This window comes from Pseudomonas sp. FYR_5 (assembly GCF_043106315.1).
GTDB classification, from domain to species: Bacteria; Pseudomonadota; Gammaproteobacteria; order Pseudomonadales; family Pseudomonadaceae; genus Aquipseudomonas; species Aquipseudomonas putida_Y.
Genome location: NZ_JBICMK010000087.1, coordinates 78221 through 93562, shown reverse-complemented (window position 1 = coordinate 93562; position 15342 = coordinate 78221). Strand labels below are relative to the sequence as shown.

The window sequence follows — 15342 nt, the reverse complement described above, 5'->3', positions numbered from 1 at the left end:
ACCGTATTCGCGGGTGAACCCGCTCCTACATTGGACGCGCACAGGCTGTTGTAGGAGCGGGTTCACCCGCGAATGGGCCGGGCCTGCTGGCCAATTTCCTCCGGCCGTTCGCCGCTGCCGCCGCTACCGTATTCGCGGGTAAACCCGCTCCTACGATGGACGCGCACAGGCTGTTGTAGGAGCGGGTTCACCCGCGAATGGGCCGGGCCTGCTGGCCAATTTCAACCGACCGTTCGCCGCTGCCGCCGCTACCGTATTCGCGGGTAAACCCGCTCCTACACGTCAGTTCAACGCATCCAGCAGTGCCTGGTTCATTTCCGGCGTACCGATGGTGATCCGCAGGAACTGGGCAATACGCGGCTGCTTGAAGTGCCGCACGATCACGCCCTGCTCGCGCAAGCGTGCCGCCAGCTCGCCAGCATCCTGCTGGGGGTGGCGGGCGAAGATGAAGTTGGCAGCCGACGGCAGCACCTCAAAGCCCTTGGCCTGCAACTGCCCGACCAGTTCCTCGCGGCTGTCTATCACCTTGCGGCAGGTTTCCTCGAAATACTCACGGTCTTCGAACGCCACCGCCGCGCCGACGATAGCTGCACGGTCCAGCGGATAGGAGTTGAAGCTGTTCTTGATCCGCTCCAGCGCTTCGATCAGGTCCGGGTGCCCTACCGCCAGGCCAACTCGCAGACCCGCCAGCGAGCGCGACTTCGACAGCGTCTGGGTAACCAGCAGGTTATCGTAGCGGTCCACCAGGCTGATCGCCGTTTCACCACCGAAATCGATGTAGGCCTCATCCACAACCACCACCGAATCACGGTTGGCCTGCAGCAACTGCTCCACCACCTGCAACGGCATCAGGCAACCGGTCGGCGCGTTGGGGTTGGGGAAGATGATGCCAGCGTTGGGCTTTTTGTAGTCCTCGATGCGGATCTGGAACTGCTCATCCAGCGCCACCTGTTCGAAGGCAATGCCGTACAGCCCGCAGTAGACCGGGTAGAAGCTGTAGCTGATGTCCGGGAACAGCAGGGGCGCATCGTGCTGGAACAGGCCATGGAAGATGTGCGCCAGCACCTCGTCCGAGCCGTTGCCGACAAACACTTGCGCCGGCGTCACGCCGTAGTACTCGGCCACCGCTTGCTTGAGACGGTCACCGTTCGGGTCCGGATACAGGCGCAGGTTATCGTTAAGCTCGCCGCGCATGGCCTCCAGCGCCTTGGGTGACGGGCCATAGGGGTTTTCGTTGGTGTTCAGCTTGACCAGGCGCGCCAGCTTGGGTTGCTCGCCCGGCACGTAAGGCACCAGGCCCTTGACGAAGGGGCTCCAGAATCGACTCATGCTCAGTTCCCCTTGTCTTGGGTCAGGATACGGTATTCGGCACTACGGGCGTGGGCAGTAAGCGACTCGCCACGGGCCAGGACCGAGGCAGTGTGACCCAGCTCGGACGCGCCCTGCTCGGAGCAGAAGATGATCGACGAACGCTTCTGGAAGTCATACACCCCCAGCGGCGACGAAAAACGCGCGGTACCTGAAGTGGGCAGCACGTGGTTAGGGCCAGCGCAGTAATCGCCCAGCGCTTCGCTGGTGTGGCGGCCCATGAAGATCGCGCCAGCGTGGCGAATGTGTGGCAGCCAGGCTTGCGGGTCGGCCACCGACAGCTCCAGGTGCTCCGGTGCGATGCGGTTGGCCACTTCCATGGCCTGCTGCATGTCTCGCACCTGGATCAGCGCACCACGGCCATTGATCGACTTCTCGATGATATCGGCACGCTCCATGGTCGGCATCAGCTTGTCGATGCTGGCGGCCACGCGATCGAGGAAGGCGGCATCCGGGCTGACCAGGATGGCCTGGGCGTCTTCGTCGTGCTCGGCCTGGGAGAACAGGTCCATTGCGATCCAGTCCGGGTCGGTCTGGCCGTCGCACACCACGAGAATTTCCGAGGGGCCGGCGATCATGTCGATGCCTACCTGGCCGAACACGTGGCGCTTGGCGGTGGCAACGTAGATGTTGCCCGGGCCGACGATCTTGTCCACCTGCGGCACGCTTTCAGTGCCGTAGGCCAGCGCAGCCACGGCCTGGGCACCGCCGACGGTGAACACCCGGTCGACACCGGCGATGCAGGCAGCCGCCAGCACCAGCTCGTTGACCTCACCCCGCGGGGTCGGTACCACCATCACCACTTCAGCCACGCCGGCAACCTTGGCCGGGATGGCGTTCATCAGCACCGACGACGGGTACGACGCCTTGCCGCCCGGCACATACAGGCCAGCACGGTCCAGCGGGGTGACCTTCTGGCCGAGCACGGTGCCGTCGGCCTCGGTGTACTGCCAGGAATCCTGCTTCTGCCGCTCGTGATAGATGCGCACACGGTTGGCGGCCTTTTCCAGGGCTTCACGCTGGACGGGGGTGATACGGGTCAGCGCCAGTTCCAGGCGCGCGCGATCAAGGATCAGGTCGTCAATCGACTTGGCATCAACGCCATCGAAACGCTGGGTGAATTCCACCAGTGCCGCATCGCCGCGTTCGCGCACGGCCTTGATGATGTCGAGCACGCGCTGATTGACCGCGTCATCGGACACACTTTCCCAGCTCAGCAGATGATCCAGATGTCGGGCGAAATCCGGATCAGCAGCGTTGAGACGGGCAATTGCAGTGGACACGGTCATGGCGAGGGCCTCGTAATAATAGCGAATGCTCAGGCGCCCTAGGGGGTTGGGCGAAAAGTGCCTGCGCGACGACCATGCTACGTTAAAAACAGGCTCGGAATGCTCATTTGCAACCAGCAAAGTCGGGCGCGACCCCGGCCGTTCCTCGCCTGTTTTCGTTCTTGCATGATCGCCGCTCGGCGACTTTTCGCACAATCCCAAGCTACCAGTCCATCCGCGCGGGCACCCGAGAAAAATGGCTATGACGCGGATAGACGGGCGCGACAGCGAAGGCCGCGCGCAGCAAGTAGAGCGTTAGCCGCGGTGTCGCGATTCGACCGCTTCGCGCAGCGTCTCGATCAGACTCTGGATACGGGCGTGCTGCATTTTCATGGAGGCTTTGTTGACCACCAGGCGCGAGCTGATCGTGGCGATCAGCTCCTGGGGCTCCAGGCCGTTGGCACGCAGGGTGTTGCCGGTGTCGACCACGTCGATGATCTTGTCGGCAAGGTTGATCAGCGGTGCAAGCTCCATCGAGCCATACAGCTTGATAATGTCGACCTGGCGACCTTGTTCGGCGTAGTAACGCTTGGCTACGTTGACAAACTTGGTGGCCACGCGCAGGCGCCCCTTGGGCTCGGCTGCGCCGACTACGCCCGCGGTCATCAGCTTGCATTGGGCAATCTGCAGGTCCAGGGGCTCATACAGGCCCTGGCCGCCGTACTCCATCAGCACGTCCTTGCCGGCCACACCCAGGTCGGCGGCACCATGCTCGACATAGGTCGGCACGTCGGTGGCACGCACGATCAGCAGACGCACGTCGTCCTGCGTGGTAGGGATGATCAGCTTGCGGCTCTTGTCCGGGTTTTCGGTCGGCACGATGCCAGCCTCGGCCAGCAACGGCAAGGTATCGTCGAGAATACGGCCTTTGGAAAGCGCGATGGTCAACATTGGAACGTCGGTCCTTAAGCGGCTGCTGCCGGCCAGGTCATCGACCTGGCCGCATTCAATTCAAAAGGTGCGTCCTTGCACCCGCGGGGCATTAGCCCGGTACGCGGCGGATTTTCGCGCCGAGCATCTGCAGTTTTTCCTCGATGCACTCGTAACCACGGTCGATGTGGTAGATGCGATCGATCAGGGTATCGCCTTCGGCAACCAGCGCCGACAGCACCAGGCTGGCGGAAGCACGCAGGTCGGTGGCCATGACCGGGGCACCCTTCAGCGCCTTGACGCCAGTGACGATGGCAGTGTTGCCTTCGACCTGGATCTGCGCGCCCATGCGGTGCATTTCGTAAACGTGCATGAAGCGGTTTTCGAAGATGGTCTCGATCACCGCGCCAGTGCCTTCGGCAATGGCATTCAGCGAGATGAACTGCGCCTGCATGTCGGTCGGGAACGCCGGGTACGGGGCGGTACGCAGGTTGACGGCTTTCGGCCGCTTGCCATGCATGTCCAGTTCGATCCAGTCTTCGCCGGTGGTGATGTCGGCACCCGCTTCCTTGAGTTTTTCCAGCACGGCTTCAAGGATGGTAGGGTCGGTGTCCTTGACCTTGACACGGCCACCGGTCACGGCAGCGGCGACCAGGTAGGTACCGGTCTCGATGCGGTCCGGCATCACGCGGTAGTTGGCCGAATCCAGTCGTTCGACACCATCGATGGTGATGGTGTCGGTACCTGCACCTTGAATGTTCCCGCCCATGGCGTTGATGAAGTTGGCCAGGTCGACCACTTCAGGCTCACGCGCGGCGTTCTGCAACACGCTGCGGCCCTTGGCCAAGGCAGCGGCCATCATGATGTTCTCGGTACCGGTCACGCTGACGGTGTCGAAGAAGAAGTGCGCACCGCGCAGGCCACCTTCAGGCGCCTTGGCCTTGATGTAGCCGCCTTCCACTTCGATCTTCGCCCCCATGGCCTCAAGACCACGAATATGCAGATCGACCGGGCGCGAGCCGATGGCGCAACCGCCAGGCAGGGCCACTTCGGCCTCGCCGAAACGGGCAACCATCGGGCCCAGCACCAGGATCGAGGCGCGCATGGTCTTGACCAGCTCGTACGGCGCGACCAGGGTCTTGATGGTGCGTGGATCGATCTCCACCGACAGCTTTTCGTCGATCACAGGCTCGATGCCCATGCGTCCGAACAGCTCGATCATGGTGGTGATGTCGTGCAGGTGCGGCAGGTTGCCCACGGTGACCGGGCCATCGGCCAGCAGAGTCGCTGCCAGAATCGGCAGGGCTGCGTTCTTCGCACCCGAAATGCGGATCTCGCCGTCAAGGCGAGCGCCGCCAGTAATAATCAGTTTGTCCATTGGAGTCTCGCCGCCAAGTTGGCTCAGGTGCGCTCAGCCCAGGCTGCGCTGCTGAAAAATTTCATGGTTACCGCATGGATGCTGCCATTGGCGATCCACGGATTCAGGTGAGCATAGATCGCCTGCTGGCGTTTGACCGGACTCAGGCCAGCCAACTCGTCGCTGATCACGTTCAACTGGAAGTTGCAGCCTTCGCCTTCAACTTCGACCCGGGAACCCGGCAATTTCTCTTCAAGGAAGCTTTTAACTTCTACGGCCTGCATGCTCAACCTCAATCGGCGCCCGATGCGCACGGGTCGGCCATCATACAAAAAAGCCCCTCGCCTGCGAAGCCCAACGAAGGCTTCGCTGACCGAGGGGCCATCATTCGTGCCTGGCCATTAGCTTGCCAGCACTTCATCGAGATCATAGACCTCGGCAATTTCCCGCATGTCGTCGGGCATGCCACGCACCTCGCACGCCTTGCCGGTGGCCTGAGCATCACGAATGTACCCAAGCAGTAGCGACAGGCCGACACTCGAAGACTTCTCGACAGCCGAGCAATCAAGCACCAGTCGCGGCTCGCGCGAGCCATCGATCAGCACCTTGCCTTGCTTGCGCAAGGCCGGGCCGCTGCGGTAATCCAGCACGCCAGTCAGACGTAGCACGCCCGGCTCTGCCATGCTTACAGCAGCCTCACTCATTTGACGCTCTTCTCTGGCGAGCTGTCGGCCGTCTGCTTGGCCTTGGCCACTTCGCCTGCCCAGCCATCGATGGTCTTGTCCAGGTCGTTGCCGTTGCGCTGCATGGCATCGGCGAACTGGTCACGGAACAGCTTGCCAATGTTGATGCCGTTGACGATCACGTTACGCACCTTCCACTCGCCGCCGATGTTCTGCAGGGTGTACTGCACGGGGTAAACGGCACCGTTGTTGCCGGTAACCTTCATGCCGACGCTGGCGCGCTTGCCGTCATCGGCTTTAGCCGGGTCGACAGTGATGCCCTGGTTGTTGTATTCGAGCAAGGCATTGCCATAGAACTGCATCAGGCTGCGCTTGAAGTTCTCCTGAAAGCGCTGCATCTGCTCCGGGGTCGCCTTGCGCGAGTACTTCACGGTCATGATGCTGCGCGAGATACCGTCAGCATCCACCACCGGGCCGAGAATGCGGTTGAGTGAGTCATAGAAGGCGTTGGGGTTGGACTTGTACTGCTCCTTGTTGGCCTTGAGGTCGCCGAGCAGTTCATTGGTGGTGCCCTGAACCACATCGTGCGGTGTCTGCGCAGCCAGAGCCAGCAGGGGGAAGGCCGCCAGTAGCACTAGCAGGCCACGTCGCAGGATCGAAATCATGGATACTCCTTAATTAGCCGGTTGCGCTTCTTTCGGTTCCTTGCCAACAGAGTTGAGCAGGAACTTGCCAATCAGATCCTCCAGCACCAGTGCCGACTGAGTGTCATGGATGGTTGAACCATCCTTGAGGACTTCGTCTTCACCGCCAACGCTGATGCCGATGTACTTCTCACCAAGCAAACCGGCGGTCAGGATCGAGGCAGTGGAGTCGGTCGGCAGGTTATCGACCGACTTGTCCAGCTGCAACGTCACCCGACCGGTGTAGGAATCACGGTCCAGATCGATGGCGGTGACCTTGCCGATGGTCACACCGGCCATGGTCACTTTAGCTCTGACCGTCAAACCGGCGATATTGTCGAAGTAAGCATAAACTTTATAGGTATCACTGCTCGGGCTGGCCGACAGCCCGCTGACACGCAGGGCCAGCAGCAGCAGCGCCAGGATCCCGGCCAGGAGGAACAGGCCGACACCGATTTCCAGGGTGCGGTTTTGCATCAGAAATCTCCAAACATCAAGGCGGTCAGAATAAAGTCCAGACCCAGCACTGCCAACGAGGCATAGACCACGGTCTTGGTGGTTGCACGGCTGATCCCTTCTGAGGTGGGCTCACAGTCGTACCCCTGGAATACGGCGATCCAGGTCGAGACGAAAGCAAACACCAGGCTCTTGACCAGCCCGTTGAGCACGTCGTCAGTGAAAGAAACGCTGTTCTGCATGTTGGCCCAGAACGAGCCCTCGTAGACGCCCAGCCAGTCCACCGCCACCCACGAACCACCCCAGATACCGACCACGCTGAAGATCAGCGCCAGCAACGGCAGCGAGATGAAACCGGCCCACAAGCGTGGTGCAACGATGTACTTGAGCGGGTCGACACCGATCATTTCCAGGCTCGACAGCTGCTCGGTAGACTTCATGTTGCCGATTTCAGCGGTCAGCGCGGAACCGGCACGGCCGGCAAACAGCAATGCCGTTACCACCGGGCCAAGTTCACGCAGCAGGGTCAGGGCGACCATCTGCCCTACCGCCTGCTCCGAGCCGTACTTGGTCAGGATGCTGTAGCCCTGCAGCGCCAGCACCATGCCGATGAACACCCCGGACACGACGACGATCGCCAGCGACAGCACACCGACCGAGTACAACTGCTTGGTCAGCAGCTGGAAACCGCCGCCAATGCCACCGCGACCGACCAGCGCATGGAACAGGAACAGGCACGAACGCCCGAGCACGGCCAGCACGTCGATTGCCGAGCGGCCCAGCAGGCGGACACGTTCGAGTAAGGATTTTCTGCGCATCAACGCGCCCCCAGCAGGTCGGCGCGGTAGTCAGGCGCGGGAAAGTGGAAGGGAACCGGGCCGTCCGGATCGCCTTTCATGAATTGGCGGATCCGTGGATTGTCCGAGCCCATCAGCTCATCAGGCGTCCCCTGGCCCAGCACCTGACCGTCACCTACCACGTAGATGTAATCGGCGATGCTGGCGGTTTCTGCCAGGTCATGGGAAACCACGATACTGGTGATGCCCAAAGCATCGTTGAGCAAGCGAATCAGGCGCACCAGTACCCCCATGGCGATCGGGTCCTGGCCGACGAACGGTTCGTCGTACATGAGGATCTGCGGGTCCAGGGCAATCGCCCGGGCCAGTGCCACACGGCGCTTCATGCCACCGGACAGCTCGTCGGGCATCAGGTCGATGGCACCGCGCAGGCCCACGGCCTGCAGCTTCATCAACACGATGTCACGGATCATCTCGTCCGACAGCTGAGTATGCACGCGCAGCGGGAACGCAACGTTCTCGAACACATCGAGGTCGGTGAACAACGCGCCGCTCTGAAACAGCACGCCCATCTGCTTGCGGGCGTCGAACAGGTCGCTGCGCGACAGCGTCGGCAGGTTCTGCCCGGCAACCCATACCTCACCGCTCGCGGGGCGCAACTGCGCGCCCATCAGGCGGAGCAACGTGGTCTTGCCGCAACCCGATGGCCCCATGATGCCGGTGACCTTGCCGCGCGGGATGCTGATGTCGACGTTGCTGAAAATGCTGCGCGAACCGCGTTTGAAGGTCACACCCTTCAACTCGACCGCGTAGGCGCTATCCACACTCATCTAGACTCCTTGCTTATGCAGCCTCGTCCTAATGGACGCCGGCCTCCATCTGGAAGGCACAAGCACCCCTGACAGGCCGAATAGCGGCGAACTATAGCACCGCTGACAGCGCCGCCCCAAGGCCGGGCAACCAGCCGTTCAGCCCCGCGACAGACTTTGGTGGTATTTGCTGCAGTAATCGAGGAGGTGAGGGTTTTCATCATTACGCGTATAATCGTCGCCTTTTCATCAGGCATTGCTTTTTCGACATGAGCCAATCCAGCGAGCTGATCCAATCCGCCCAACGCACTCTGCGCCTGGAACTCAAGGCCGTGGAGGCCCTTTTGGCGCGCATCGACGACAATTTCGTCAAAGCCTGCGAACTGATTCTGTCCAGCAAGGGCCGGGTCGTCGTGGTCGGCATGGGCAAGTCCGGGCACATCGGCAACAAGATCGCCGCAACCCTGGCCAGCACCGGCACCCCGGCGTTTTTCGTACACCCGGCCGAAGCCAGCCATGGCGACATGGGCATGATCACTCGCGACGATGTCATCCTTGCCTTGTCGAATTCCGGCAGCACTGCCGAAATCGTCACCCTGCTGCCACTGATCAAGCGCCTGGGTATCAAGCTGATCAGCCTGACTGGCAACCCCGACTCGCCGCTGGCCCAGGCCGCCGAAGTCAATCTTGACGCCCGCGTCGAGCAAGAGGCCTGCCCGCTGAACCTGGCCCCCACTTCCTCGACAACCGCATCGCTGGTGCTGGGCGACTGCCTGGCCATCGCCCTGCTTGAAGCCCGCGGCTTCACTGCCGAGGACTTTGCCTTCTCACACCCCGGGGGAGCGCTGGGCCGCCGCCTGCTGCTGAAGGTCGAGAACGTGATGCACGCCGGCGACGATCTGCCTCAAGTACCACGCGGCACCCTGCTCAAGGACGCGCTGCTGGAAATGTCCCATAAAGGTTTGGGCATGACCGTGATCGTCGAAGCCGACGGCAAGCTGGCCGGGATCTTCACCGACGGTGACCTGCGCCGCAGCCTGGACCGCAACATCGATGTGCACACCACTCTGATCGACCAGGTCATGACCGTTCATGGCAAGACTGCGCGTGCCGACATGCTCGCCGCCGAAGCCCTGAAGATAATGGAAGACCACAAGATCAACGCTCTGGTGGTGGTGGACCGTGAAGACCGCCCTACCGGTGCCCTGAACATGCATGACCTGCTGCGCGCCGGCGTAATGTAAAGGAGCGATGGAATGAACCAGGACCTCATGCAACGCGGCAAAGACATCAAGCTGGCAGTGTTCGACGTGGACGGCGTGCTCACCGACGGGCGCCTGTATTTCCTCGAGGATGGCAGCGAATTCAAGACGTTCAATACCCTCGACGGCCAGGGCATCAAGATGCTCATGGCCTCGGGCGTGACCACCGCGATCATCAGCGGGCGCAAGACACCAGTGGTCGAACGCCGGGCCAGGAACCTCGGTATCCCGCACCTCTTCCAAGGCCGGGAGGACAAATTGGTGGTACTTGACGGCCTGCTCGCCGAACTGGGCCTAAGCTATGATCAAGTGGCTTACCTGGGCGACGACCTGCCCGACCTGCCGGTGATTCGCCGGGTGGCTCTGGGCATGGCCGTAGCCAACGCCGCACCATTCGTACGCCAGCATGCCCACGGCGTGACCCAGGCACGCGGCGGCGAAGGCGCGGCCCGTGAATTCTGCGAACTGATCATGCACGCCCAGGGCACCCTGGACGCTGCCAACGCCAACTACCTGTAAGGCTGCCCATGCTCAGCAAGAAAGCCCGAAACATTGCGCTGCTCGGGGCGATAGCCGCCCTATTGGTAGCCATCGGCTACTGGAATGTCAGCCCGGAAAGCTTCCTCGACAAGCCTGTGGCCCAGGTCGACGAAAGCGCCATCGATTACTACGCGATCAACGCCCACAGCGTGCAGTTCCTGCCCGACGGCAAACTGCAATACGAAATGACCGCCGACAGGATCGAACACCTCAAGACCAGCGAAATCACCCAGGTGACCACTCCGGACCTGCACCTGTACCGCGGCACTGCGTACCCGTGGCATGTGCAGAGCACACGCGCCGAGGTCAATCCGGACGGTACCGAGGTCGAACTGATTGACAAGGTACGGATTGCCCGCACCGATGAAAAGCAGCGTGAAACCATCATTACCAGCTCACGCATGACCGTGTTCCCGCAGAAGCAATATGCGCAGACCGAGCAAGCCGTTAGAATCGACGGCGCCGGAGGCACAACTACGGGCAAAGGCATGAAAGCGTATTTGAAAGAAGGCAAGATGGACTTGCTCTCTAACGTAAGAGGACAGTATGAGGCTCGTTAAAACCCTCCCCCTTTTGCTCAGCCTGAGCGCAGCACTGGGAAGCGCGAGCGCCCTCGCCCTGCCGAATGACCGTGACCAGCCTATTCGCATCCAGGCCGACAACGCCCACCTGGATGACAAGCAAGGCGTGGCCACTTACACCGGCGACGTGATCATCACCCAGGGTTCGATGATGATCAAAGGCAACACCGTGACCATTACCCGCTCCGCCTCCGGCGATATCGACGTAGTGACCTCGGTGGGCAACCTGGCCTACTTCGAGCAGCAGCAGAGCGCAGCCAAGCCAGACAAGATGAAAGGCTGGGGCGTGACCATCCAGTACCAGGCGCAGAAGGACCTGGTAATTCTCACCGACCGCGCCAAGGTCGAGAACGAAGGCAACACCACCGAAGGCGAGAAGATCGTCTACAACACCCAGACCCAGGTGGCCACCGCCGGTCGCGGTAGCAACGTGACAACACCCCGTCAGCGTATCGACATGGTGATCCAGCCCAAGAAGAAGGCCGAGTAAATGGCAACCCTCAAAGCCCAGCACCTGGCAAAGAGCTACAAGGGGCGACAGGTAGTACGTGATGTCAGCCTGTCGATCGAAAGCGGTCAGATCGTCGGCCTGCTCGGCCCCAACGGCGCCGGCAAGACCACTTGCTTCTACATGATTGTCGGTCTGGTCCAGGCCGAACAGGGCCGCGTACTGATCGACAGCCTCGATGTGAGCTACCAGCCCATGCACGGCCGCGCGCGCGCCGGCATCGGCTACCTGCCCCAGGAAGCCTCGATCTTCCGCAAGCTGTCGGTAGCCGACAACATCATGGCCATCCTCGAGACCCGCAAGGACCTCGACCGGGACGGCCGCCGCAAAGAGCTGGAAAGCCTGCTGCAGGAGTTCCACATCAGCCACATCCGCGACAACCTCGGCATGAGCCTGTCCGGTGGCGAACGCCGCCGTGTCGAGATTGCCCGCGCCCTGGCGACCGCACCCAAATTCATCCTGCTGGACGAACCGTTCGCCGGTGTCGACCCGATTTCGGTCGGCGACATCAAGCAGATCATCCACCACCTCAAGGCCAAAGGTATCGGTGTACTGATTACCGACCACAACGTGCGTGAAACCCTGGATATCTGCGAGACCGCTTACATCGTCAACGATGGCCGACTGATCGCCGAAGGCGACGCTGAAACCATCCTGGCAAACGACCTGGTCAAAGAAGTTTACCTGGGCCACGAGTTCCGCCTCTGACCCGAAAAGCGCCTGAAGTACTGGCAAGCAAGCCGTGAGACTGCGGGTAAAGTTGTTACGGTACTCTAGGCAAACGCTACAATTTAAGGCATAAAACTTGCTTGATCTGGCGCTCCGGCGCCCTCGTGTAGTGGATGGCGCATGCGCGCCGGCGAACAAGGTATTAAGCCCCTGCCATGAAACCATCGCTCGTCCTAAAAATGGGCCAGCAACTGACGATGACACCTCAGTTGCAACAGGCCATCCGCCTGCTCCAGCTCTCTACCCTGGACCTCCAACAGGAAATCCAGGAAGCGCTGGAGTCCAACCCGATGCTCGAACGTCAGGAAGACGGCGAAGACTTCGACAACAGCGACCCGATGGCCGACAACGCCGAGAACAAACCGGCCGCCGAAGTTCAGGACAACAGCTTCCAGGAAAGCGCCGTCAGCGCCGACAATCTGGAAGACGGTGAGTGGAGCGAGCGCATCCCCAACGAGCTCCCGGTCGATACCGCCTGGGAAGATATCTACCAGACCAGCGCCAGCAGCCTGCCGAGCAACGATGACGACGAGTGGGACTTCACCACCCGTACATCGGCCGGCGAGAGCCTGCAAAGCCACCTGCTGTGGCAGTTGAACCTGGCGCCGATGTCCGATACCGACCGCTTGATTGCCGTGACCCTGATCGACAGCATCAACGGTCAGGGCTACCTGGAGGACACACTCGAGGAAATCTGTGCCGGTTTCGACCCGGAGCTGGATATCGAGCTGGACGAGGTCGAAGCAGTACTGCACCGCATCCAGCAGTTCGAGCCGGCTGGCGTCGGCGCCCGCAACCTCGGTGAATGCCTGTTGCTGCAACTGCGCCAACTACCCGCTACAACTCCGTGGATGACCGAAGCCAAGCGCCTCGTCACCGACTTCATCGACCTGCTCGGCAGCCGCGACTACAGCCAGCTGATGCGGCGGATGAAAATCAAGGAAGACGAACTGCGCCAGGTCATCGAACTGGTGCAAAGCCTTAACCCGCGCCCGGGTTCGCAGATCGAGTCCAGCGAGCCCGAGTACGTGGTGCCCGACGTCATCGTGCGCAAGGACAGCGACCGTTGGCTGGTAGAACTGAATCAGGAAGCCATCCCACGCCTGCGCGTCAACCCTCAATACGCCGGCTTCGTTCGCCGTGCCGACACCAGCGCCGACAACACCTTCATGCGCAACCAGCTGCAGGAAGCGCGCTGGTTCATCAAGAGCCTGCAAAGCCGCAACGAGACCCTGATGAAGGTCGCCACGCAGATCGTCGAGCACCAGCGCGGCTTCCTCGACCACGGCGACGAAGCGATGAAGCCGCTGGTGCTGCATGATATTGCCGAAGCAGTAGGCATGCACGAATCGACCATCTCACGGGTTACCACGCAGAAATACATGCACACCCCGCGTGGCATCTACGAACTGAAATACTTTTTCTCCAGCCATGTCAGCACCTCCGAAGGCGGAGAATGCTCGTCCACGGCGATCCGCGCGATCATCAAGAAACTGGTTGCAGCGGAAAATCAGAAAAAGCCATTGAGTGACAGCAAGATCGCTGGTTTACTGGAGGCACAAGGCATCCAGGTAGCCCGTCGCACCGTCGCCAAGTACCGCGAGTCACTCGGCATCGCACCGTCGAGCGAGCGCAAGCGACTGATGTAGCCCCTGAGATGTGCCACAGCGTTTTCGTGGCAGGTGCAAGACCTGCCTCTTTATGCACGGGCAACAAAGGAGAAGCTGTATGCAAGTCAATATCAGTGGACAGCATGTAGAAGTCACCCAGCCACTGCGCGATTACGTGCTTGAAAAGCTCGCCCGCGTGGAGAGTCACTTCGACAAGATCACCAACGTGCAGGTAATCATGAAAGTCGAGAAGCTTCAGCAGAAGGTCGAGGCGACCCTGCAGATTCCCGGCGGCGAAGTGGTAGCCAACGCCGAACACGAAGACATGTATGCAGCGATCGACGCCCTGGCCGACAAGCTCGACCGCCAACTGAAAAAACACAAGGAAAAACAGCAAAGCCTGCTGCAAGGTGCAGCTGCCCGCTGATCCCCCTCATCCATGATCCGACTTGAAACCATCCTGACCCCCGGCCGTTCCCTCGTGAACGTGCCGGGCGGCAGCAAGAAGCGCGCCCTGGAAAAGGTCGCCACTGTCATCGCCGACCAAGTGCCAGAACTGGAGATGCAGGACGTCTTCGAAAAACTGGTAGCCCGGGAAAAGCTCGGTTCTACCGGTTTCGGCAATGGCATCGCCATCCCGCACTGCCGGCTTGAAGGATGCTCCGCTCCCGTCAGCGCCCTGCTGCACCTGGAAGCCCCTATCGATTACGACGCTATCGATGGCGCGCCGGTTGACCTGCTGTTTGTGCTACTGGTGCCCGAAGCGGCCACCGATGCCCACCTTGAACTACTGCGTCAGATCGCCAGCATGCTCGATCGCAAGGAAGTCCGTGATCGGCTGCGTGCGGCCACCAGCAATGAGGCCCTGTTCCAGGTTGTCCTGGACGTACAGAACGAGCACTGAACATGCGCCTGATCATCGTCAGCGGCCGGTCCGGCTCCGGCAAGAGCACCGCCCTCGATGTCCTGGAAGACAGCGGTTTCTATTGCATCGACAATTTACCCGCCGGGCTGCTGCCGCAGTTGGCGGAAAATGCACTGATCAACACCGATTTGCTGCAGCCCAAGGTGGCGGTGTCTATCGATGCGCGCAACCTGCCCAGCCACCTGACGCGCTTCCCCGAACTGCTTGAAGAAGCCCGCGCCCGGCACATCCAGTGTGACGTGTTGTACCTGGATGCCGATGAAGAGGTCCTTCTCAAACGTTTCTCGGAAACCCGCAGGCGGCACCCCCTGACCAACGCCAACCGCTCGCTCGCGGAAGCGATCCGCGTGGAAAGCGAATTGTTGGGCCCTATTGCCGACCTGGCCGACCTGAAGATCGACACCACCAACCTGAACCTGTACCAGTTACGTGACTCGATCAAGCTGCGCCTGCTGAACCAGCCCGAGCCCGGCACAGCGTTTCTGGTCGAGTCGTTCGGTTTCAAGCGGGGGATGCCGGTCGACGCCGACCTGGTTTTTGACGTGCGCTGCCTGCCCAACCCCTACTGGAAGCCAGAGCTGCGTGAGCACTCGGGTCTCGATCAACCCGTGATCGACTACCTGGCCGCACAACCGGATGTCGAAGACATGTACAACGACATCTCCAGCTACCTGCTCAAGTGGTTGCCCCGCTTCGCTGCCAGCAACCGCGCCTACGTAACCATCGCCATCGGCTGCACTGGCGGCCATCACCGTTCGGTGTACATCACCGAGCGCCTTGGTCGACAGCTGCAGAAAACCCTGAAAAACGTCCAGGTCCGCCATCGCGACCTCTAG

At 61.1% G+C, this 15342-nt stretch carries 19 protein-coding genes; 9 read left to right on the top strand and 10 right to left on the bottom strand.

Translation table 11 applies throughout. From position 1 onward, the window contains the following. Positions 1-282: 282 nt before the first annotated feature. The 10 genes from hisC to ACF8RA_RS15360 all read right to left on the bottom strand — a co-directional run bounded on the left by hisC (position 283) and on the right by ACF8RA_RS15360 (position 8372). Positions 283-1329, bottom strand: a complete 1047-nt coding sequence (gene hisC, locus ACF8RA_RS15405) for a histidinol-phosphate transaminase (protein ID WP_176683734.1) — start codon at positions 1327-1329, stop codon at positions 283-285. 2 nt (positions 1330-1331) lie between these two features. After that, entirely contained in the window at positions 1332-2657 is a 1326-nt protein-coding gene (hisD, locus tag ACF8RA_RS15400; protein WP_176683735.1) for a histidinol dehydrogenase, read from the bottom strand. Positions 2658-2951: 294 nt separating this feature from the next. Continuing rightward, a complete protein-coding gene (hisG, locus tag ACF8RA_RS15395; RefSeq protein WP_176683736.1) occupies positions 2952-3587 on the bottom strand; it encodes an ATP phosphoribosyltransferase in 636 nt (211 codons plus the stop codon). 91 nt (positions 3588-3678) lie between these two features. Continuing rightward, positions 3679-4944, bottom strand: a complete 1266-nt coding sequence (murA, locus tag ACF8RA_RS15390; RefSeq protein ID WP_176683737.1) for a UDP-N-acetylglucosamine 1-carboxyvinyltransferase — start codon at positions 4942-4944, stop codon at positions 3679-3681. 23 nt (positions 4945-4967) lie between these two features. Then, the gene (locus ACF8RA_RS15385; protein ID WP_003255121.1) at positions 4968-5207 is read right to left on the bottom strand and encodes a BolA family protein; all 240 of its coding nucleotides are present in this window, start codon (positions 5205-5207) and stop codon (positions 4968-4970) included. A 117-nt stretch (positions 5208-5324) separates the two neighbouring features. After that, positions 5325-5627, bottom strand: coding sequence for a lipid asymmetry maintenance protein MlaB (locus ACF8RA_RS15380; RefSeq protein WP_176683738.1), 303 nt, complete (start codon positions 5625-5627; stop codon positions 5325-5327). After that, complete coding sequence (locus ACF8RA_RS15375) at positions 5624-6271, bottom strand: phospholipid-binding protein MlaC (protein ID WP_176683739.1); 648 nt, start codon at positions 6269-6271, stop codon at positions 5624-5626. Before ACF8RA_RS15375 ends, ACF8RA_RS15380 begins: the two co-directional genes overlap by 4 nt. A gap of 9 nt (positions 6272-6280) precedes the next feature. Next, positions 6281-6766, bottom strand: coding sequence for an outer membrane lipid asymmetry maintenance protein MlaD (gene mlaD, locus ACF8RA_RS15370; RefSeq protein WP_176683740.1), 486 nt, complete (start codon positions 6764-6766; stop codon positions 6281-6283). Next, entirely contained in the window at positions 6766-7563 is a 798-nt protein-coding gene (gene mlaE, locus ACF8RA_RS15365; protein WP_003255125.1) for a lipid asymmetry maintenance ABC transporter permease subunit MlaE, read from the bottom strand. Before mlaE ends, mlaD begins: the two co-directional genes overlap by 1 nt. Then, positions 7563-8372 carry an ATP-binding cassette domain-containing protein gene (locus tag ACF8RA_RS15360; protein ID WP_003255127.1) on the bottom strand — a complete coding sequence of 270 codons (810 nt, stop codon included), beginning with the start codon at positions 8370-8372 and terminating at the stop codon, positions 7563-7565. The genes mlaE and ACF8RA_RS15360 overlap by 1 nt, the downstream gene beginning before the upstream one ends. A gap of 248 nt (positions 8373-8620) precedes the next feature. On the opposite strand from ACF8RA_RS15360, the gene ACF8RA_RS15355 reads away from it, so the two are divergent. From ACF8RA_RS15355 to rapZ, 9 genes are all read left to right on the top strand, one after another. Continuing rightward, positions 8621-9595 (top strand): SIS domain-containing protein, encoded by a 975-nt coding sequence (locus tag ACF8RA_RS15355; protein ID WP_176683741.1) that lies wholly within the window; start codon positions 8621-8623, stop codon positions 9593-9595. A 12-nt stretch (positions 9596-9607) separates the two neighbouring features. Next, positions 9608-10132 carry a KdsC family phosphatase gene (locus ACF8RA_RS15350; RefSeq protein WP_392519323.1) on the top strand — a complete coding sequence of 175 codons (525 nt, stop codon included), beginning with the start codon at positions 9608-9610 and terminating at the stop codon, positions 10130-10132. Positions 10133-10140: 8 nt separating this feature from the next. Next, positions 10141-10713: an LPS export ABC transporter periplasmic protein LptC gene (gene lptC / locus ACF8RA_RS15345; RefSeq protein WP_176683743.1), complete on the top strand. Its 573-nt coding sequence runs from the start codon at positions 10141-10143 to the stop codon at positions 10711-10713. After that, the gene (lptA, locus tag ACF8RA_RS15340; protein ID WP_209967834.1) at positions 10700-11224 is read left to right on the top strand and encodes a lipopolysaccharide transport periplasmic protein LptA; all 525 of its coding nucleotides are present in this window, start codon (positions 10700-10702) and stop codon (positions 11222-11224) included. The genes lptC and lptA overlap by 14 nt, the downstream gene beginning before the upstream one ends. After that, a complete protein-coding gene (gene lptB, locus ACF8RA_RS15335) occupies positions 11225-11950 on the top strand; it encodes an LPS export ABC transporter ATP-binding protein (protein ID WP_176683745.1) in 726 nt (241 codons plus the stop codon). It abuts the gene before it with no gap. Positions 11951-12126: 176 nt separating this feature from the next. Further along, a complete protein-coding gene (locus ACF8RA_RS15330) occupies positions 12127-13620 on the top strand; it encodes an RNA polymerase factor sigma-54 (protein WP_028697418.1) in 1494 nt (497 codons plus the stop codon). A gap of 79 nt (positions 13621-13699) precedes the next feature. After that, a complete protein-coding gene (hpf, locus tag ACF8RA_RS15325; protein ID WP_003255135.1) occupies positions 13700-14008 on the top strand; it encodes a ribosome hibernation-promoting factor, HPF/YfiA family in 309 nt (102 codons plus the stop codon). A gap of 12 nt (positions 14009-14020) precedes the next feature. After that, positions 14021-14485: a PTS IIA-like nitrogen regulatory protein PtsN gene (ptsN, locus tag ACF8RA_RS15320; protein WP_003255137.1), complete on the top strand. Its 465-nt coding sequence runs from the start codon at positions 14021-14023 to the stop codon at positions 14483-14485. A 2-nt stretch (positions 14486-14487) separates the two neighbouring features. Beyond that, positions 14488-15342 (top strand): RNase adapter RapZ, encoded by an 855-nt coding sequence (gene rapZ, locus ACF8RA_RS15315; RefSeq protein WP_176683746.1) that lies wholly within the window; start codon positions 14488-14490, stop codon positions 15340-15342.